Annotated in this window: 18 protein-coding genes; 9 read left to right on the top strand and 9 right to left on the bottom strand. The window is 41.5% G+C overall.

Annotation, left to right across the window (positions count from 1 at the left end):
* Nucleotide 1 precedes the first annotated feature (1 nt).
* Nucleotides 2-1,264 (bottom strand): DUF4912 domain-containing protein, encoded by a 1,263-nt coding sequence (locus FBB35_RS25440; RefSeq protein ID WP_174711943.1) that lies wholly within the window; start codon nucleotides 1,262-1,264, stop codon nucleotides 2-4.
* 568 nt (nucleotides 1,265-1,832) lie between these two features.
* Between FBB35_RS25440 and FBB35_RS25435 the strand changes: the two genes are divergently transcribed.
* The 4 genes from FBB35_RS25435 to FBB35_RS25420 all read left to right on the top strand — a co-directional run bounded on the left by FBB35_RS25435 (nucleotide 1,833) and on the right by FBB35_RS25420 (nucleotide 8,378).
* Nucleotides 1,833-5,183 carry a PAS domain-containing protein gene (locus FBB35_RS25435; RefSeq protein ID WP_174711942.1) on the top strand — a complete coding sequence of 1,117 codons (3,351 nt, stop codon included), beginning with the start codon at nucleotides 1,833-1,835 and terminating at the stop codon, nucleotides 5,181-5,183.
* A 319-nt stretch (nucleotides 5,184-5,502) separates the two neighbouring features.
* Nucleotides 5,503-6,000, top strand: coding sequence for a response regulator (locus FBB35_RS25430; RefSeq protein WP_174711941.1), 498 nt, complete (start codon nucleotides 5,503-5,505; stop codon nucleotides 5,998-6,000).
* Nucleotides 5,966-7,855, top strand: coding sequence for a response regulator (locus FBB35_RS25425; protein ID WP_174711940.1), 1,890 nt, complete (start codon nucleotides 5,966-5,968; stop codon nucleotides 7,853-7,855). The genes FBB35_RS25430 and FBB35_RS25425 overlap by 35 nt, the downstream gene beginning before the upstream one ends.
* 139 nt (nucleotides 7,856-7,994) lie before the next feature.
* Nucleotides 7,995-8,378 carry a nuclear transport factor 2 family protein gene (locus tag FBB35_RS25420; protein ID WP_174711939.1) on the top strand — a complete coding sequence of 128 codons (384 nt, stop codon included), beginning with the start codon at nucleotides 7,995-7,997 and terminating at the stop codon, nucleotides 8,376-8,378.
* A 39-nt stretch (nucleotides 8,379-8,417) separates the two neighbouring features.
* On the opposite strand, the gene pyrR is transcribed toward FBB35_RS25420, so the two are convergent.
* From pyrR to FBB35_RS25405, 3 genes are all read right to left on the bottom strand, one after another.
* On the bottom strand, nucleotides 8,418-8,954 hold the full coding sequence (pyrR, locus tag FBB35_RS25415; RefSeq protein WP_114082469.1) for a bifunctional pyr operon transcriptional regulator/uracil phosphoribosyltransferase PyrR: 537 nt from the start codon (nucleotides 8,952-8,954) through the stop codon (nucleotides 8,418-8,420).
* Between the two features lie 93 nt (nucleotides 8,955-9,047).
* On the bottom strand, nucleotides 9,048-10,019 hold the full coding sequence (gene cbiB, locus FBB35_RS25410; protein WP_174711938.1) for an adenosylcobinamide-phosphate synthase CbiB: 972 nt from the start codon (nucleotides 10,017-10,019) through the stop codon (nucleotides 9,048-9,050).
* A 343-nt stretch (nucleotides 10,020-10,362) separates the two neighbouring features.
* Nucleotides 10,363-10,803, bottom strand: a complete 441-nt coding sequence (locus FBB35_RS25405; protein ID WP_012409421.1) for an Rrf2 family transcriptional regulator — start codon at nucleotides 10,801-10,803, stop codon at nucleotides 10,363-10,365.
* Nucleotides 10,804-11,195: 392 nt separating this feature from the next.
* Here FBB35_RS25405 and FBB35_RS25400 point away from each other — a divergent pair, with 392 nt between their 5' ends.
* The gene (locus FBB35_RS25400) at nucleotides 11,196-11,609 is read left to right on the top strand and encodes an AbrB family transcriptional regulator (protein WP_012409420.1); all 414 of its coding nucleotides are present in this window, start codon (nucleotides 11,196-11,198) and stop codon (nucleotides 11,607-11,609) included.
* A gap of 69 nt (nucleotides 11,610-11,678) precedes the next feature.
* Here the strand turns inward: FBB35_RS25400 and FBB35_RS25395 are convergent, their stop codons facing one another.
* Nucleotides 11,679-13,583 (bottom strand): chloride channel protein, encoded by a 1,905-nt coding sequence (locus FBB35_RS25395; RefSeq protein ID WP_174711937.1) that lies wholly within the window; start codon nucleotides 13,581-13,583, stop codon nucleotides 11,679-11,681.
* Between the two features lie 473 nt (nucleotides 13,584-14,056).
* On the opposite strand from FBB35_RS25395, the gene FBB35_RS25390 reads away from it, so the two are divergent.
* The gene (locus FBB35_RS25390; RefSeq protein ID WP_174711936.1) at nucleotides 14,057-14,443 is read left to right on the top strand and encodes a hypothetical protein; all 387 of its coding nucleotides are present in this window, start codon (nucleotides 14,057-14,059) and stop codon (nucleotides 14,441-14,443) included.
* A 427-nt stretch (nucleotides 14,444-14,870) separates the two neighbouring features.
* Nucleotides 14,871-15,937 (top strand): ISKra4 family transposase gene (locus tag FBB35_RS25385; protein ID WP_174708235.1). Its coding sequence is split into 2 segments (ribosomal slippage): nucleotides 14,871-15,027 and nucleotides 15,027-15,937, totalling 1,068 coding nucleotides; the frame shifts between segments, so codons are not numbered across the junction.
* A 256-nt stretch (nucleotides 15,938-16,193) separates the two neighbouring features.
* Here FBB35_RS25385 and FBB35_RS25380 read toward each other — a convergent pair.
* The 3 genes from FBB35_RS25380 to FBB35_RS35595 all read right to left on the bottom strand — a co-directional run bounded on the left by FBB35_RS25380 (nucleotide 16,194) and on the right by FBB35_RS35595 (nucleotide 18,091).
* Complete coding sequence (locus FBB35_RS25380) at nucleotides 16,194-16,646, bottom strand: Panacea domain-containing protein (protein WP_174711935.1); 453 nt, start codon at nucleotides 16,644-16,646, stop codon at nucleotides 16,194-16,196.
* A 254-nt stretch (nucleotides 16,647-16,900) separates the two neighbouring features.
* Entirely contained in the window at nucleotides 16,901-17,707 is an 807-nt protein-coding gene (locus FBB35_RS25375; RefSeq protein WP_174711934.1) for a hypothetical protein, read from the bottom strand.
* Nucleotides 17,708-17,959: 252 nt separating this feature from the next.
* Entirely contained in the window at nucleotides 17,960-18,091 is a 132-nt protein-coding gene (locus FBB35_RS35595) for a hypothetical protein (protein WP_302480932.1), read from the bottom strand.
* Between the two features lie 19 nt (nucleotides 18,092-18,110).
* Between FBB35_RS35595 and FBB35_RS25370 the strand changes: the two genes are divergently transcribed.
* Complete coding sequence (locus FBB35_RS25370; RefSeq protein ID WP_174711933.1) at nucleotides 18,111-18,722, top strand: hypothetical protein; 612 nt, start codon at nucleotides 18,111-18,113, stop codon at nucleotides 18,720-18,722.
* A 100-nt stretch (nucleotides 18,723-18,822) separates the two neighbouring features.
* Here the strand turns inward: FBB35_RS25370 and FBB35_RS25365 are convergent, their stop codons facing one another.
* Nucleotides 18,823-19,191 (bottom strand): hypothetical protein, encoded by a 369-nt coding sequence (locus tag FBB35_RS25365; RefSeq protein ID WP_012409416.1) that lies wholly within the window; start codon nucleotides 19,189-19,191, stop codon nucleotides 18,823-18,825.
* A gap of 212 nt (nucleotides 19,192-19,403) precedes the next feature.
* On the opposite strand from FBB35_RS25365, the gene FBB35_RS25360 reads away from it, so the two are divergent.
* Nucleotides 19,404-19,640, top strand: a complete 237-nt coding sequence (locus FBB35_RS25360; RefSeq protein ID WP_174711932.1) for a hypothetical protein — start codon at nucleotides 19,404-19,406, stop codon at nucleotides 19,638-19,640.
* Nucleotides 19,641-19,950: the final 310 nt, after the last annotated feature.

Here is a 19,950-nt window from a genome sequence, read left to right as displayed (position 1 = left end):
ATTAAGAGAACCATTCTAAAACAGCTTCTTCTTTAGTGTTAGTGTTGCGAGATGGTGTCTCACGATTAAATTTCATCTGAATTGACCGAGTTTGCTCACCATCAGCAGCTACAGCCAAAATCGGATAGTCAATTAAACCATCCTGGAAGGACATTTGGAAGCGGAATGTGCCATCTGGATTTAGTTGGATTGGACGGCCACCAATGGTTACAGTAGCGTCGGGTTCGGTTGCACCGTAAACTATCAACTCAGCATCGGCAATTAACCAGAATTGGCGCGGACGCACTGGAACGGCGGAAGCGGAGAAGCCAACACCTGACATTCCTGCACCGGAGGCGGTTAAGCCAGAGACGGTAGGAACTGCCCACATACCCACACCAGAGGGGAAAATGTAGGAACTAAGGGCTTGTTCTGGACGCGCTGAACCTGGTACTTGATGCTGGGAACCGAAGATAGAACCAGCAACACGTTGTGCTTCGGCAGATTCGGCTAAACCAAAGATTTGGTCGTAGATAGGATTGCCGTTGGTATTGACAACAGTATTACCATTAGCGGTAGCTGCAATTTTCTTGGCGGGGGGAACTAGTTCGTACTGAGTCTTACCGCGCAAATCTTCTTCAAAGTTGACAGTGATGAAGACATCTTCAATCCAGTCAGAAGGATAGACGGGGGGAATATGTACTCTAGCAGAACGAGCTAGTACTAACCAGCGACCATCAGCAGCACGATAGCCAATATCTATCACATAATCGCGATCGCTAACTGGAACTGGTAGATACCATTCTCTAGCTAGTTCATCAGCAGGATATTCTTGAATGCTGTGAGGGCTTTGGTATTCGATATTGATGTCGGTAACATCATAAATCCGTAACGCGAGTTGTTGTCCACCTTGGCGACGCAGTTCCTCTTTATGTTCATTGGGAATATCCCAGTAAGTGTAAGCCCATTGTGGATCGCGCGGTAACAGGACAATCCGGCTTTCACCATAGCCAGAAGGCAAATCTGCGAGTCCTTCATCAACATCAGCTAGAGATCCACCTGTACGATCTTCCTGACCTAATTCAAACTTAGCAGCTTCCACGGTTTCTTGAGCCTCCAATGAACGAGATGGACTGAGCAAATTTTTGCTGCGCTGGACTTCTAAAATTGATGCCAGCAATTGTGATTTACGCATTCGGCTATAGCGAGAGATGCTATATTCGCTGGCAACTCTTCGTAGTTGCCGTAAGGTCATCTCCTCTAGTGGCGGGCGTTCTTTTGCCATTAATTTGGCCTCCAGTAGTGTAAGCGGTAAATGATTTCCCCTGGTTAAAGAATGCTATGTAAAAGATCATCCACATCCAGATGAATTTCTTATTCCTGACTCCTGGTGTTGCCCAGTTTTAAGTTTTTTAATCTGTTTTTAAATTGAGGTAACTTCATAAGCAATTCCTAGTTATGCCAAAATTAGCATTTCTTTGGGATCGAAGAAGTTCCGTTTGTTAAGTCAATATTAACCACTAAGCATATCTAGGGATCAAGTGGTTTCTATAGCTTTTTTGCCTATATTACGAATTTATAAGCTTTTCTGGGATCATATTGTCAAGCTTTCATGACAATGTGATCTGACATGGTGTTGAGTGTCGGCAAAAATATCAAACTTTCATGACATTTAACCGTAGATTAGCCAAAAACCGCAATCTACAAAGAGGGGGGAGCAGGCAGACAAGGGAGACTTATTCAATAATTCCCCCTTGCCCCCTGCCCCCTTGCCCCTCGCTATGATTAGTTGACATCTTCACAGTAATGCGAAAAAGTGAAATGAAGGGCGATCGCTCCCAGGATAAACTCAAATGAATAACCTGATTCTGGTTGTAGACGACGACAATTTTATGCGAATGCATCTGTGTAAACAATTGACAGATGCAGGGTATCAGGTGGAAGAAGCAAGTAACGGGCTAGAGGCGATCGCTATCTATACTCGCCTCCAACCAGATATAGTCCTGTTGGATATTATGATGCCGGTAATGGATGGGTTTACTTGCTGCGCTAAACTGCAAGCACTCTCCAATGGCAAAAACACACCAGTGTTAATGATTTCTGCTTTTTCCGATCAGGCAATGGTAGATAAGGCGTTTGCTGTGGGTACAACTGACTTTATTACCAAGCCAATTCAATGGCCAATATTACATCTAAGATTGCGCCGTCTTTTGGAAGCTCATCATGCCATGCAGGAATTAAGACAGCAAGCTGCACAGGCACAATTGCGAGAAGTCCAACTTAGGATGGCATTAGATGCCGCTCACATGGCCATCTGGAACTGGGATTTGCTGACGAACAAACTTACTTCGTCAGATAATCTAGAAGCGCTTTTTGGTTTAGAGAAAGGCACTTTCAACTACACCTATGAAGCTTTTCTGCAATCCATTCATCCCCACGATCGCGATTTCGTCAGGCGATCGCATCAGCAAGCTGTTGAGGATAAAGCCAAATATGAAGTTGAATTTCGAGTTATTTTACCCAATGGGAAAATTCGTTTTTTAGCAAACAAAGGAGTTGTCTTTGTAGATGCGTCTGGTATGGCTGTGCAAATATCTGGGGTATACATGGATATAACTAAGCGCAGGCAAGCGGAGGAGGCGTTAGAAGTTCATGCTAACCAGCAAGCAATGGTGGCAGAACTAAGTCAAATGGCTTTAGCTGGTGCAGATTTGACTACACTGATGAACTCATCTGTAACAATCGTCGCCCAATGTCTCAAAGTTCAGTTTTGCAAAATTTTGGAACTCCTGCCAGATAATCGGAAATTGCTGCTACGTGCTGGAGTCGGTTGGCAACCTGAACTTGTGGGAAAGGCGATCGTGAGCGGGGAGATAAATTCTCAAGCTTGTTATACTCTGCTTTCAAAGGAACCAGTGATTGTTGATGATCTCCATGCCGAAATGCGATTCAATGGGCCATCACTGCTACATGAACATCAAGTAGTGAGCGGCATTAGCGTAGTGATTCATGGCAAAGAGCGTCCTTTTGGTGTCTTTGGGGCACACACAACCAGACACCACACTTTTACCAAAGATGACATTTCTTTTCTCCAAGCCGTTGCCAATGTTCTCGCTACAGCCATTGAGCGCCAACGCGTGGAAGAGGCACTCAAAGAAAGCGAAGAACGCTGTCAGTTAGCCGTGCAGGGCAATAATGATGGCATTTGGGACTGGAACGTTAAAAACAATCAAGTATATTTCTCTACTCGCTGGAAAGAAATGCTTGGTTACGCAGAACATGAAATTTCCAATCATTTAGACGAATGGGCAACACGAGTACATCCAGATGATATTGGATTTGTCAGACAAGCGATCGCCGATCACTTTGCTAAGATTACCCCGTTTTTTATCAGCGAACATCGAGTCCGGTGCAAAGATGACACCTATAAATGGGTTTTGGATCGCGGTCAGGCAGTGTGGGATGAAGATGGTAATGTTGTGCGGATGACAAGTTGCCATACAGATATCACTGAACGGAAACTGGCAGAAGAACAACTGCGTCAGAGCGAAGAACGTTTTCAAATAGTCGCCCATGCTACCAACGATCTTTTATGGGACTGGGATTTGCTGACTGATGAGGTGTGGTGGAATCAAGCTTTAGAAAAACTTCTGGGTTACTCGAAAGAGCAAATAACATTTACCGCTAATTGGTGGTATGAACATATACATCCAGACGACAGGCAGAGAATTGCCTCCCAAGCGCGGACACTAATAGATAGCGGTGAAAAATTTTGGTCAAATGAATACCGTTTTCGTCGCAGCGATGGTTCTTATGCCTATATGTTCGATCGCGGTTATGTCGTTCATGACCAAACAGGTAAACCAGTGCGGATGATGGGCGCGATGATGGATATAAGCGAACGGCAAGCCGTACTGCGCGATCGCGATCGTGCCCAAGCAGCATTAGAACTCCAAAATTTGCGATCGCAACTATTCGCTAATATCACCCTGAAAATTCGTCAGTCTTTACAAATCGATGAAATTCTACAAACCAGTGTCAAAGAAGTGCAAAAGCTACTGCTTGCCGACCGAGTATTAATCTTGAGCCTACAGCCAAATGGCTCTTTCATGGCGGTTCAAGAGGCAATAGTTCCTGGTTTACCTGTTGTACTGGGGCAGCAAATTCTCGACCCTTGCTTTCGTGATGATTATATTGAGCAGTACCGCCAAGGACGAATTAATGTCATTAACGATATCAAAGAAGCTGAGATCCAACCTTGCCACGTCGAATTGTTGCAACGATTTGCCGTTAAAGCTAACCTTGTAGTCCCAATTTTCCTCAAAAATCAGCTGTGGGGCCTGCTAATTGCCCATCAGTGCGCCCATCCCCGCCAGTGGACTAGCTGGGAAATTGAACTTTTACGACAGCTAGCAGATCAAATAGGCATTGCCTCAACTCAGAGCCTCATCCTAGAACAAGAAACTCGGCACAGAGAAGAACTCACGCGTTCTAATGAAGAACTAAAACAATTTGCATTTGTCGCCTCCCACGATTTGCAAGAGCCACTACGTAAAATTAAAAGCTTTGGCGATCGGCTCAAAAGCACCTGTGGCGACACATTAAGCGAACAAGGACGTGACTATCTAGAACGAATGCAGAATGCTGCATCAAGAATGCAGACATTAATTGAAGACTTGTTAACACTTTCACGAGTTACTACCAGAGCGCAACCTTTTGTATCAGTAAATCTGACAAAGATTGCCCAAGAGGTATTGTCTGATTTAGAAATTTATGTGCAGCAAACTGGAGGAAGTGTAGAAATAGGAGAGTTACCCACTATTCAAGCTGATCCTATACAGATGCGTCAATTGTTGCAAAATCTGATTGGTAACGCCCTCAAATTTCATCGCCCACAAATACCACCAGTCATCAAAATCTATAGTAAAATATTAAACAATCAAGCAGATAACATATCTAGTAATTCTGAACTTTGTCAAATCATCGTAGAAGATAATGGGATTGGTTTTGAAGAAAAATATCTTGATCGGATTTTTAATGTTTTTCAACGTTTGCATAGTAGCATTGAATACGAAGGCACTGGCATAGGTTTAGCGATTTGCCGGAAAATAATTGAGCGTCATCATGGACATATCACAGCCCAAAGCAAAGCTGGGCAAGGAGCAAAATTTACAATCGTATTGTCAATTAATTCCCATTCTTGATTTTTATTCCTAGAGAGGGATTAATACTAAATCCCAAAATGAGCTTAATTGTACAATTGCCACTCGTAATTTGTAGGACTTATGCATTGTACAAATCAACCATAATGTGAATTATTAATAAGATTCGATTATTTCACGCTATTGGCTACCACCACAGCTATTTGTTGTTAGACATCGCCTTCTATTAGCAAAAAAATAAAACTTTCATATCCTAAACAAATAAATTGCATAAGTAATGATTTTTGTCAACGGAAGAGTTACCATCTATGCCAGGTTAATAACTTGATTCATAATACTAAATCACTGCAAAGGAGACGATGTGGAGGGTCGAAAAAGAAATCTCACCATCTTAATGGCTGATGATGATGAAGACGACGGCATCTTGGTTCGTGAGGCATTGGCAGAAAGTAAAGTGCCAATTGAACTATACATCGTGAGTAATGGTGAAGAGTTGATGGATTATTTGTACCATCGTGGTCGATATGCTAATAGCAGCAGTTTACCGCATCCTGGTTTGATTTTATTAGATTTGAATATACCGAGAATTAGCGGTATTGAGGCACTCAAAGAGATAAAATCTGACCCCCAGCTGCGGCAAATTCCAGTTGTAATACTGACAACATCACGAAGAGAAGAAGATATATATAATACTTACGATTTAGGTGCAAACTCCTTCATCATTAAGCCAGCGCCTTTTGCCTCATTAGTCGAGGTCATGGACACTCTAGTCAAATACTGGTTTGAAATCGTGAAACTACCACTAGAAGCAGTGGGAGAAAAACATGGACAACAGCCCTATCAAAGTTTTGTTCATTGATGATGACGAAGATGACTATATTTTGACTCGTTACTGGTTCAGTGAATTTCAGGTAGCAGACTGCGAGTTGGAGTGGGTGAATAATTATGAAGCAGCAAGAAATGCGATCGCTTGCCACCAACATGACGTTTATCTTGTAGACTACCGTTTGGGGCCACACAATGGACTGGAACTTTTGCGCGAAGCAATAGCCAACGGCTGTTCTTCTCCCATAATTTTACTTACTGGTCAGGGCGACTGGGAAATAGATATCGAAGCGATGAAAGCCGGAGCCGCAGATTATCTTGAAAAAAGCCAGTTGACAGCACCTTTGTTAGAGCGTTCTATCCGCTACGCCATTGAGCGCAAACAGACAGAACAAAAAATCCGCGAACAAGCCGCTTTACTAGATGTTGCCACCGATGCAATTTTTGTGCGCGATCTAGACGATAAAATTTTATTTTGGAACAAAGCTGCTGAGAGTCTGTACGGTTGGAAAAAAGAAGAAGCGATCAATAAGAAAATACGATCTCTCTGGCATGAAAAACATCCGTCTAAAGTTCAAGAAGCACTCAGTATTTTGATGAAAAATGGCTCTTGGGAGGGCGAATTACAGCAAAAAACAAAATCAGGTAAAGAAATTATTGTCGAAAGCCGTTGGACACTAGTGCATGAATTCAGCAATAAAGCACAATCTTTTCTCGTTGTTAACACTGATATCACACAAAAAAAACAACTTGAAGCGCAATTTCTCCGCGCCCAGCGATTGGAAAGCATTGGCACTTTAGCCAGTGGTATCGCTCACGACTTAAATAATATTCTTGCGCCCATTTTGATGACAGCCCAACTGTTAGAGGCACAAGTCCATGATGAGCGTTCTCGGCGACTGTTGCCAATATTGATTACCAACACTAAACGCGGGGCAAATTTAGTCAAGCAAGTATTATCTTTTACTCGCGGACTTGAAGGCGATCGCACAATATTGCAATTAAAGCATTTAATCATAGAAATTCAGCAAATTATTAGAGAAACATTTCCCAAATCCATTGAAGTTTCCACACAAATTTCGCCAAATCTTTGGACTGTATCTGGTGATGCTACCCAACTGCATCAGGTACTGATGAATTTATGTGTTAATGCTCGTGACGCTATGCCAAATGGTGGAAATTTGAAAATATCGGCGGAAAATCTCTTAATTGATGAAAATTACACCAAGATGCATATTGAAGCTAAAGTTGGTCATCACGTCGTTATTACTGTTACTGATACAGGAATTGGGATTAAATCAGAAATATTAGATCGGATATTTGATCCATTTTTTACTACCAAAGAACTTACTAAAGGTACTGGTCTTGGTCTTTCTACAGTCCTTGGCATTATTAAAAGCCACGGCGGTTTTATCAACGTATGCAGCGAACAGAGAAAAGGTAGCCAATTTAAGGTGTATTTGCCAGCACAAGAAGCGGCGGAAACTATAGAAAAAGAAGATCCAGGACTGCCTTCAGGACAAGGAGAATTAATTTTAGTTGTAGATGACGAAGCTGCCATTCGAGACGTGACAAAAACATCCTTAGAAAGCCATAATTATAAAGCAATGACAGCTAGTGATGGCATTGAAGCAATAGCCTTATATGCAGAACATCGAGATGAAATATCTCTTGTCTTGACTGATATGGTTATGCCGTCTATGGATGGGATAACTACTATCCGCACCCTGCGAAAAATTAACCCAGATGTCAAAATTATTGCCGTTAGCGGACTGACTTCGACTGATAAAGTTAATACAGCTTATGATATGGGCATCAAAGCCTTTTTATCCAAGCCTTATACAGCTAGCCAATTATTGCAAATTATTAGTACAGTTAAAAAGATTTAGGAATTGGAAATTGGGCATTGGGAATGGGGTATTGGGCATCCCTTCGGCTCCGCTCAGGGCAAGTGGGCATTACTAATTTATTTGTCAAACTTGAGGGTTATAATTTAGTAAATCCTAACTCCTAACTATTAAATTCCCCATGACAAAGGATGAAGTCTTAGCGGCTAATGCAGCTTTTTATCGAGCTTTTGAAAGAAAAGATATTGAGATAATGAGTGCCGTATGGTCACAAGGAACTGGTAGTTTTTGTATTCATCCTGGAAGTAATATACTACGAGGTTGGAAGGAGATTCGCATCTCTTGGGAGCAGATATTTAAAAACACCGCTTATATCGAAATAAACACAGATATAATTGCTACAGAAATAGTTGATAATATTGCTTATATTTTGCTGAGAGAAAATGTATTCCAAGTTGTTTCTGGGAGAAGACTTGAGGCACAATCAACAGCTACAAATATATTTCACTTTCTTGGCGGAAAGTGGTATTTAGTTCATCATCATGGCAGTCCCATTTTGCGATGAGGAATGGGAAATGGGGAATGGGGAAGAGTTTTGCAATGACTAATGACTAATCAACTCTACTGCATCTCGTCCATCGTAATTTTGTAAGTAAACTTTTACAACTTCTTCTTTAGCTGTAGGCAACTTCTTTCCAATAAAATCTGGGTGGATTGGTAATTCTCGATGGCCCCTGTCTACTAACACAGCTAAACGAATCACCTCTGGTCTACCGTAATCGTTGACTGCGTTCAAAGCAGCGCGAATTGTCCGTCCTTTAAAAATCACATCATCCACGAGTACCACCGTTTTCCCCGTAAGGTCAAAAGGAATTTCACTTTTCGTTGGAGTCCGCAATCCAATTTTGTCGAGGTCATCTCGATAAAATGTAATATCCAAAGCGCCAACTGACACGGCTACACCTTCCAGTGTCTCAATCTGACGTGCCAACAATTCGGCTAATAACGCACCCCTGGTATAAATACCAAGAAGCACCAACTGAGACAAATCACGTGTCCTTTCCACAATTTGAGAGGCCAGGCGAGTTAAGGTACGACGGATTTCTTCGGATGAGAGAATTTCAACTACTTTGGCAGACATAGGGAATAATAAGTTAGGAGTGATGAGTTAACAGAGACGCGATTAATCGCGTCTGTACAAGAGTTTAGAAGTTTTTATTCTTAACTCCTAAATTTACTTGTTTGGGAGTATTAAGAATATTGTGATCGCTATGCCTAACCATAGCAAAAAACAATATCGAGTTAGCTGCAAAGCATTTTGAATAGAAGTTGCAGTAATGGGATAAATAGCGTCTCCTAGCAGTGGTTTGTACTTAGCTACCCCACGATACGAATTTGTACCTCCCATCTGCACACCCAAAAAAGCAGCATAGACACACTCACTCCAGCCAGAATTGGGACTAGGATCCTTAATTGCATCCCGACGACAAATTCGCCAAACCTGCATTGGTTTACCCGATAACAGCGCCAGAGTCACGACTGTTAACCGACAAGGTAGCCAAGTTAAATAATCTTCAAACCGCGCACAAAACCATCCAAAATAAGTATAGGGTGCTTCTCGGTATCCCACCATTGAATCAAGGGTACTGCTGGCTTTGTATGCTAACGCCAAGGGAGTTGGCCCCACAATTGGCACAAAGACACCAACAATTGCATAAAAAAGCGGAGCCATGACTCCATCGGTAGCATTTTCTGCAACCGTTTCTAAAACGGCTCGCAAAATTTCTGCTTGTGAGAGGTTTTGGGTATCTCGACCAACGTAATTACTTAAAATCTTCCGAGCTTTCTCCAAATCTCCTGCTGTTAAAGGTTGTAAAACAGCCACTGCTGCTGCTCGCAAACTTCTGCCAGCAAAACAACTAGCTAAAAGAATGGTATCTATTGCAATTCCCAATAGCGGATGAACACATCTGGCACTTTGAATAATCAAAAAACCAACAAGACTGCTACCAATTATTAGAATAATCCCTAGTACAATTCCAGCTAGGCGTTGTGTAAAAGGATTTTTACACAATTGGAGAAAAAATTTGCTGAGGTGGGAAATTACCCACCCCATAATTTGTACTGGATGAGGCCAATTCCAAGGATCGCCAATTAAGTAATCTAAAAATGCAGCAATTATTAAGATATAGATGCTATCAGTCATAAGTCACGAGTCAAGGGTCAATCAATTTTGGATTTTGGATTTTGAGTCGCAACTTGGATTTTGGATTGACCCCGACCACTTTAACGTAGCCTTACAAAATCCAAGTACTTGGCTCTGATGGCGCATAGCGTACTCCTGCGGAGGAAGCTACGCGCAGCATCTTGTAGAGAGGAACGAGCATCCATAGAAGCGGCGGATTTGAAATTGAGGATTTTCGATTTGTTCCCCTCACGAAAGCGTTGCGGACGAATTACCGGGTGGGGTATCAACCAAAAAATCTAAAATTCCTAGTCAATATTTAAGCTATTGACCGGAGGTGGAGTGTCTCCAGCTTTGCTCTTAGCTAAACCACAAAACTAGCTTCTTCCCCAAGGGAAGCTTGCCAGCTACGAGCATCGTAATAAAGGTCTGCCAGAGTAATACTGTACAAAGCTTCTTTGAGCTTTTGGTTGAGTCTTTGCCAAAGGCTAAATGTTACCCAATCTTCAGCTTGTGTAGGTGCTGGGGTGTGATGAGGTAAATGGCTAGTCTCGCCAACTGCTTCTAAAATTTGTCCTATAGATATTTGTGCAGGCTCTCTTGCCAATTGGTATCCGCCGATGCTGCCACGAATTGATTTAACTATTGATGCACGACGCATTTCTATTAGTAGTTTTTCGAGATAAGGAGCAGGGATATCTTGACGTTTAGCGATCGCTCTTACAGATACAGGCCCATATTTTGGCTGTAAACTCAAATCTAGCAACGCCTTAACACTATAGTGTCCTCTGGTAGTTAATTTCATTTTGGCAAGCTTTGTTGTTTATTCTTTGTCATTTGTCCTTTGTAAATAACCAATAACCAACGACCAATAACTAAGGATCAGTTTTACTTATCATTCTGTAACTCAATTATCATCCTCAGCAAATAAACAATCTTTTGAGCGTTAGTTTAGAAAACTTAAACAAGTATAGTTTAGCAGTGATTTACAAACTATATATAGCGATCAGCATTGGCAGCATTCTCTAAAATAGATTGTCTTGACAATATTGTTAATGGCATAACAATTGTGCATCTGAGTGTAATATACTTGGCTAGGTTGAGATAAAAACTAATGGATTATGTTCCTATTAGCTCAACCTCAGCTAAAATAAAATCGATTCCAACACTTCAAACATCCATTTTTGATCTAAGTTGATGCCTAAACAGAAAAAAATTGAACCCCTACTCGGTGAAGAACTGCTCAAAAAAGTCAAAGAGCTAGAGAACGAGAGCAAAGAAGACAAAGCCAAGAAGTGCGGCTACTATACCGTTACTAAAAACGGTATAGAGCGCGTCAATATGATGAAGTTCTTAAATGCCCTAATTGATGCTGAAGGGATTCAGTTGGACAGTACACCAAGTGCTAATGGGCGTGGTGGACGTAGTGCTAGCTATAGAATTAGTGTGCAATCGAATGGTAACTTACTTATAGGTTCAGCTTATACAAAACAGATGAATCTGAAACCAGGAGATGAGTTTATCATCACTTTAGGCAAAAAGCACATTCGTCTAAGACAGGTAGATCCAGAAGATCGGGAAGGTGATGAAGCCATAGAAGCCACGGCTTAATAAATGGTCATTAGTCAATTGTCATTTGTCCTTTGTGAAAACCAATGACTAATGACCAATGACCAATCACTAATGACTAATAACTATATCTGTAGTGGGTAAGATTGGTAAATAGTGGCGAAGTGCCTTGCGCGTAACTGCTAAATTGCAGGTTAAGGCAATTTGCTCTTTTTCTAGTAAACCCAAAATGCGATCGGGTTTGTCTCGTGCTACCACTGGTAATTGATGTAAACCTCGAAGACTCATACGATCTAAAGCTTCAGATAATAGTTCATCTTGCCATGCATAGAGAATTTCAGTAGTACAAATATCTATGAGAGTTTGACTGGATAAATTATCTGGAATTTCAGTTAGTGAATTTGGGTAACTTTGCCAAAGAGCAAGGGCACGGTTGATATCTTCCAGAGAGAGTATACCAACTAATTGCTCGGCTGCATCAATTACTAAAGCACTCCGGGTGCGATCGCGGATCATTTCCACAGCTGCATCTAAAACTCCAAGGGTTGCAGGTAATTTTTTTGGGTAGGGGTGCATAGCATCTTCTACCAGAATTTTCTGCACAATTTCCGCTTGTTCATCTTTCAATTCCGAAAGACCAATTTGTTGTAGATTAGAGTTAGAGTTAAAAGTTGGTTTAATCCTTTCCACTAGCCAAACACTCAAACCCACAGCTGCCATCAACGGTAAAACAATGCGATAGTCACGGGTTAATTCAAACAGCATTAAAATAGCCGTTAACGGCGCTCTGACACTAGCAGCTAGTACTGCTGCCATTCCTACCATTGCGTAAGCTGGGGGAGCCGCCATTTGATCGCAAATAGTCGGGAATGCCACAGCTAAAAGTTTGGCGTAAGCTGAACCAAAAGAAGCACCTAAAAACATAGCTGGTGCAAACAAACCACCGATGAAACCACTACCTGTACTAATTGCAGTCATCAGTAGCTTCACCACCAACAGCACCACCAAGAGGAAAAGGGGAAACTCCACATCCTGAAGCATCGCTTCTACAGTTTCATAACCCACACCCAGAATTTGTGGGAAATGCAAAGCGACTGCGCCAATTATCACACCGCCAATAATTGGATGAATTGGCTCAGGAATTCGTCCCAAAAAGGCAAAACCTCGAACCTTTCCAGCAAAGCAGGCTTTTGCTAAACGAATAGATTGAGTATAAGCCAGAGAAACAACGCTGGCCCCTAAACCCAAGCCAAGATAAAGGGGTAATTCCAAAGGACTGCGAACTTGGTAAGCAGGTAAATCAAAAGCAGGTTGTGCCCCCAGACCAATTTGGGCAATTAATGCTGCTACCACCGCCGCTAATAGCACCACGCTTACCGCAGAAGTAGCGAAAGATGTCGCTCCCATCACCACCTCTAAGGCAAAAAATACTCCAGCAATGGGAGCATTAAATCCCGCCGCCAGTCCAGCCGCTGCGCCAGCACCCAACAGCAAACGTTGTCGCTCTTGAGATACATTGAGAATTACAGAAAACAACATCCCAAAATTTGCGCCAATTTCTACACTTGGCCCCTCTGGGCCCAAAGAAGCACCACTCCCCAAAGAAACAGATGCGGCCAGCATTTTCGTAACTGGTCGTAGTGGTCGCTTAATCTCTGTTCCCTGAGAGGCGGCGATCAGAGATGAAAGTCCAGGGCCAAAGTCTTGAGTGCGCCAGCGCATCAAGCCAACGATTAACCCGCCAAGGGTGGGAACGCAGGCTAAAGTCCAAGCACCCCAGACACCGATTTGACCCATTAAATTTTCCAGCATCAACTGGTGAATCAACTGGATTAAATAGTGAAAGGTGACTACACCCATACCCGTACCACCGCCAATGAGCATGGCTAAAAACAGGACAACTGTTTCTGGGGATGGTTGAAAACGATTAATTAGGTGAGCTAAATGAGCAGAAGGTGTAGGAAATGCAGGTTGTTCCGTTACCTTCCTCAGTTGACTGGGAGGCAGGAGAGTCATTGAGAGGCGGGGTAAATGTAAGAAAAAATTTAAATTTTTATCTGTTACTTCTCATTGTGAGCCATTATTTAGCAACCAGACAAGTAGACTTTATTTGCTTGATTTACAAAGCTTTAGCAAAAAATGTCATTGTGCAAAATTTTTGTGGGGAGAATGGTTAAATGGGAGACAATTGTTATTTGAGGGTCAAAAATCGTTAGTGGGGTACGAGTGAGCGCCAACACTATTTTTTCTAGAGACAACAAAGTTTTTGTGGGCTAGGTGGATGCACCCGCGAACATTAACTAGGAGTCATCCTTGCCTAAATCTAGCTATACTCGTGTTGCGACCATTGAGCCATCCTTGGTAGTAATACAATGTATGTATGATTTATGGCTGTTGTCAAACCATACTTGGAAGTCTGCTAAGTATTGATCGGAATTCAATATAGCTATTCTTATAGAGCGAGTAAATGGACTAGGCGGACGAGGTAAATGAATATACACACCTTTGATAATCATTATGTTACTTGCCCAATTTGCCAAAGAAATGCCACACCCAAACCAATTAAAACGCGCATGGGCTTATTTTGCTGTCCTTATTGCCAAGAACGGCTAGTAGTTTGCCAAAGCGGTCATTATGTCCGCGATCCGTTTACTTGGAGACAACTGATGATTGCTTCGTCGCTACGTCGTCAAAGCCGACCTTTAGCTAGGATTATCAGAGATTTTGTCTTGCTCAAGCGCCCTGTGGTAGCCTTGGCTATAGGAAGTGCTATTTTCTTTAGTGCGATCGCCCTAACTCAAGAAAAGACAAGCTACGATCGCCAAATCTCTCCGACAACAGAGAAAGTTAATCAACCAGGAAACAAATCTCAGTAAATGGATTACTTTGGTATAAATCAAATCTTACTTTGATTTTTGTAATATTATAACTAAATACTTTTATGAAACCGTGTCTTATTACCCCAAATAGGACGCGGTTTTACATCATGTCCGCTTCAAGATCCACCCTGCTAAAACAATGAGATCGGATTCCTTAATTTTTTGCGGGGTACAGCAGATGATCTGGATCTAGCCAAACAATGTAGAAAATCTCGTCAATAAAAAATCCATGAACCCTACCATGTTCATTTGAGGAGATGGAAAACTGATAGGGTATGTCAACTAATTGTTCTTCATTTGGCAAACCAAATGCTTTCTCTCTGGTATCTTCCCATTTGATGGGATGGCATCGGGAGCATCCCAGTTTTTTGCAAAGAAGACGAAAATCAGTCAGGATAGGTAAGACGAGTGTATTTACTTACCGATGACCCCAGAACAAAAGCAAGCTCTTCAAAAACATATTCAGGCGATTGCTAAAATATTGTATGAAGATACGTCAAAAGAAAAGCTCACAAATCTTGCAGCAATTGAAGAAGCAGTGCGGAGTCAAATGCAGAAGCATGTTATGCCAGAAGTAGGGGTTTTTTTATCGAAACGATTACAGGGACAACCGCAGGATACCAACGACGGCTCAAAAGCATTCTTGGAGAGTTAGCAATAACGAGCAAACAAGCCATTGAATTAGAAGTCGCACCAAGTACTCAACTGAGTCCATATCTAGAAACTTGTTGTTTGAGGGTAAGTGCGAATGTCAGCTATGAAGATGCGGCATCAGACATCAAGTATTTTACGGGCATAGAGGTTTCTCACAGCAGTCAACAGAGATTAGTGCATCGCCAGAATTTTGAGTTGCCAACACCAGAACAGACAATTGAAGAATTAAGCGTCGATGGTGGAAACATCCGTGTCCGAACTCCTAAAGGTCAAATATGTGCATGGCTTGGCTATAAAGCAATTAGCTTACATCATCTCGGAATCTTGGGAACTTCATTTCAGAATAATCAGATTGTGATTGATTGGGTTAATGACCAACCACTGGCTAGCCCACTCACTTGTATTGGTGATGGACATGACGGCATTTGGAATATAATTGACCAATTAGCACCTGATGCACAACGTCGAGAAATACTTGATTGGTTCCATTTAATAGAAAACCTCCACAAAGTTGGGGGTTCACAAAAACGCTTGAAACAAGCACAAAATCTACTATGGAAAGGCCAAGTTGAGGCTACTATTGCCTTATTTACAGATTGTAAAGGCAAACAAGTACAAAACTTTTGCCGTTATCTTGATAAGCATCGCAATCGCATTATCAACTACGAATATTATCAAGCTGAAGAAATTTGTTCAATTGGTTCAGGTTCAGTTGAATCTGCCGTTAAACAGGTTGACCGTCGAACAAAAATTTCCGGGGCACAATGGAAACGAGAAAATGTGCCTCAAGTCCTAGCCCATCGCTGTGCTTACCTCAATGGATTATTGTCAGTTTGAGCCACTTTAAAAAGTGAGATGCTCCCGATGGCATCTGAGTGTACTGCTACGGTTCACTAATAACTCTTGAGCCGTTAAGCTAGATAGAGCTTTTAATCGATCAAGCAATGTCAGCCAGTAAATTACTTCTTTTTCGCTACAAGAAAACTTGCTGTTACTGTCCTGATAATATTTAAACGAAAAGCTGAAGCCACCTCAAGGCATCAGCTTTGTTAGTTTAATACCTGATGTGCCGTCTTTGGCAACCTCAGTCTTCTTAATCCTTTTCTTCGGCACGAGATCCGTAATACTCCTTCATCCACTGTTTCTGAATAACTTCGTTGGAAGGTTCGTCAGGTGGTACATTTACTCTAGCCAAATTCCAGGGTGTCTCGGCATGAGTCATCTGCTCTAGTTCATAAGCATCGCAGGCAAAGTACTCTTGTGCAACCTCATCTAGAAACTCTTGAACCTCTTGGGGTAATTCCGGGTTAGCATCCTCTAAAATTGGTTGCCATCCAAAAAGCTTATACTTGTGGTACAACACAGGTATCACAGGCCCATGTATCCAGGCTTGAAAATCCTCTGGGAATAGAGGAGTGTCATTGAGTGCAAGATGCCAAGCCTGAGCATAGTAAACAAGCTTTTGCAGCTTGAGATTACTGATAAAAGAGCCTGTTTCATTTGCTAACCAGATAAAGTAATCTGCTACGTTAAAACATGACAACACTACAACTACCCCCTTCAGTCTGCTAGATAATAGCTAGCCTTCATTCGCTCTCATACATCAGCTTACAGAGTTGTTACAGCAAGAGCTAGAGCTATGAAGAATTTCTCTGTTTCTTATAGTTTAATTGTACTACTTTCAGCATTTACTTACTGAATCGTAAAATTCTCCATAACTTACATTCATCTAGATTATCGAAGCAGATTTGGGGTTGAAAGCAGTTTATAGATGAGAAAATCTCTGTCGATTTACTGATATTAGCCTTTTCTAGCTGCTAAACGGGCATAATCTCCCAGCCATTGAGACTTTTGAACCTCAGTTTTGAAGCGAAAGAGCCACATTTCTACCATTCCAATGATGACACTTTTGCGCGATAGTAATTTTCTCTGAGATGTCCTCCCTCTTTGCACTTGATCAAAATAAGCTTCTATAGAAATATCTGGCAATAACTGTAAGTTCAAATCACGCATTATTTTCTGCCGAAATTTTAGATGCGATCGCAATAGTTCTTCAGGAGCGACTCCCTGTTGAACAACAATTATCCCCCTTGGGCAGCGTAAAAAGGCATAGACAATAGCGAGATTAGGAGAATTATCTCTAAAACTAACTGACCATTCTTGCTCTAAACTACTGCTAATATCACAAAATACTGATGAACGCCCAGGTGTTTGCACAACTTCTGCAAAACAAAGATGTTTTGGATGGCAAAAAACTCTAGCGAGAGTAAGGGTAGATTCTGATAGTTCTAAGTCGCTAATTCTAGTAAAACCGAGGGACTCTAAAGAATTCGTGTAGTAATTGAAAGTCTTATTATCTATTTGAGATAGAGCTTCTAACTGTGTGGTAACAAATTTTAATTTGCTAGAAATTGTTGAAAGAAATGCTATTTTAACAACCACCTCAAATAAAATAATAAAGGGAATTGCGTTAATAAACATATAAGAGATATCTGCCGGAATGAATTTTATACTCAGCAAGAACTGGAGTATTATCTTAGCGGCAAAAGCACTCCAAATAAACAAGAAGCTAAAAGCATAGATATATGTAATTATTTTTGTTTTCATATCTGGATATATTTGGGTATTTAAATGCCGCTTGCTGGTAGATAATCCGATAAATTTACTATCACCAACATCCTAAATTGCTTTATGTATGGTTCCCAAAAAATCAATACCTCAAACATTAAAAGACAAAATTTTCTACATATCCTCCGAGGTTTTATCTTCTTGTGGATAAAACCACACTTTCTTTAGTAAGCGGTGTTCCTCCCACCACCTTCATAACACGATGATGATAGTGACTCCGACGCTCAATGCTCATGATGCTCTATGACTTGCTAGCGCCAAGGGAAAAGATTCGGCTTCGCTGGGCGATCGCTGCGACCCATTGAAATAATCTTGCTGAAAAACGGGAAGACTATGGTTACTCCCTAATGGGGAAATTTCCATGAAAGTCGTGAATAGAAAAATGCTCAAAAAATCCCTGCTTAAATGTTTGATTTTGCCTTTTTCTCTAGTACCTTGGCTGTGCGTGGGAACGCTTTTTGATTCCCAAGCCAATGCTTTACCAGGGCAAAGTACAGAGGAAGTAGGTACTTGGATTAAAGCACATCCTACACTCCGCCCTAGGAGTGGGGAGTTATTGTTTGTGCAAAAAACTGATACTGCTGCTCAACGATTCACTTTTCAAGCGTCGGTATTGCCCCCTGGTAGGGTGGAATTTTCTAAAGACCGTGGCACAATTCGTAGTGAGCGCATTTCCATGTATGATGCCATTAACGGCATGACATTTGCCCGTCTCCAGGAATCCTTGCGGGTGATTTATGGCTTGGAGATTTATCAAGACTACGATCACGCCCAAGTAGTTTACCAGTATCCCAACCAGAAGGTAGTTAACTCGGCGCGTCTGGCTAAAACTCCGATTCGGGAAGCTTTAAAGGGAGAATTACGAGTAGGCGATCGCTATGTATATTGGGTGGAAATTGCTCAACCCAAAACTGGCAAAGCTTTTACCGGGCAAATGACGGTTTTGCTCAAAACTGACTTAGACAAGTTAGAAGGTGAACTGCAAATTCGGTAATGGGCATTGGGCATTGGGTATGGGGCATTAATTATTCTTCCTGACTCCCTCATCTTCCTCTGCCCCTGATTTTTCACATACAAGTTACTGAAATAGTGTTCTATAGTTTCCCTAGGCTGATGGGAGCTAGGGTTTGCCATATACCTGAAAAGATACTTTCAGATGCTAAGGAAATTCGTAGCAAATCTTCCTTTAATAGTGGTGGCCAATCTATGCCAGCTTTACGCCCTGCGGCAAATAGCTGTTGTGCCTTAATGCTTAACTGATAAAGGGCTAAAGCCAGTTCTCGGTCTAGGGTCTTTGCATCTTTAAGGGCTTCAAACACCACTTTCAATGCCAACAAAATTGAAGTGATCTGACCAGGTACCGGCGGTTTCCCCTGTTTCATACGCGTTAACAGCGCATCTGGGTTTTCCTCGGTTGTGATTGTCTGATCTATGAGGAGTTTCCGAGCTGTTTCGTAATTCATGTAGTCAGTTTAGCGTACATTTTGCTTCAGCAGTAATACCTAATTAAAAAGTTATAAAATTGGCTTCTAGTTATTTATAGCAATCTCATTTAATTTGTGAAAAGATAAGCTTGGGAAAAATGATGGAGAATTTGCGATGCTATAGGTTAACCAGATAGACTGACATATAAGAATATCTTTGAAAATACGCCCCGCTTGGAATCAGAAGCAAAATGATATCACTGAATTTACTAGAAATTGAGCGCTCAATCCGTGCCTTGTCTGTAGAAGAACAACTTTGGCTACTAGAAAGCATTGCTAGACAAATCAGAGAAAGTGAATATACAAAAGATAAATTTGCTGATGTCACAAATCAGGAAGAACATCTGGAATTAATGGTTGATGAGCCAAAGATTTCAACAGAAATTGCTGCGATCAATGATGAATTTGCAATTTCTGAAATCCTCTGATATGTAAAAGTAAAAATTATGAGTTTGCCAGATTTAAAAAGTCAAATATACAAGTTATTAGGTGAGCGATCGCTTAGAGGATGTTTGAGAAGTTACTAGTTAAGATAACCCCTGCTCTTGAGAGCGGGGTTTTGTACTTGATGCGTAATCCTAATGACGTAAATTATCCGTCTTCAAGTCACTGCCGACAAAAATAGGCGTAGCCCAATTTGAGCTACGCTTATTTTTGCCATACTTTCAGTAGTACATTTATTGTCTAATTTGTCAATGAATAAATTCTAAAATAGGACTTAGGAGTTTGCTAGGTGGT

The sequence above is a fragment of the Nostoc sp. TCL240-02 genome, from assembly GCF_013343235.1.
Taxonomy (GTDB): domain Bacteria; phylum Cyanobacteriota; class Cyanobacteriia; order Cyanobacteriales; family Nostocaceae; genus Nostoc.
The sequence above is the reverse complement of the archived record's forward strand: the minus strand, read 5'-3'. Positions and strand labels throughout refer to the sequence as shown.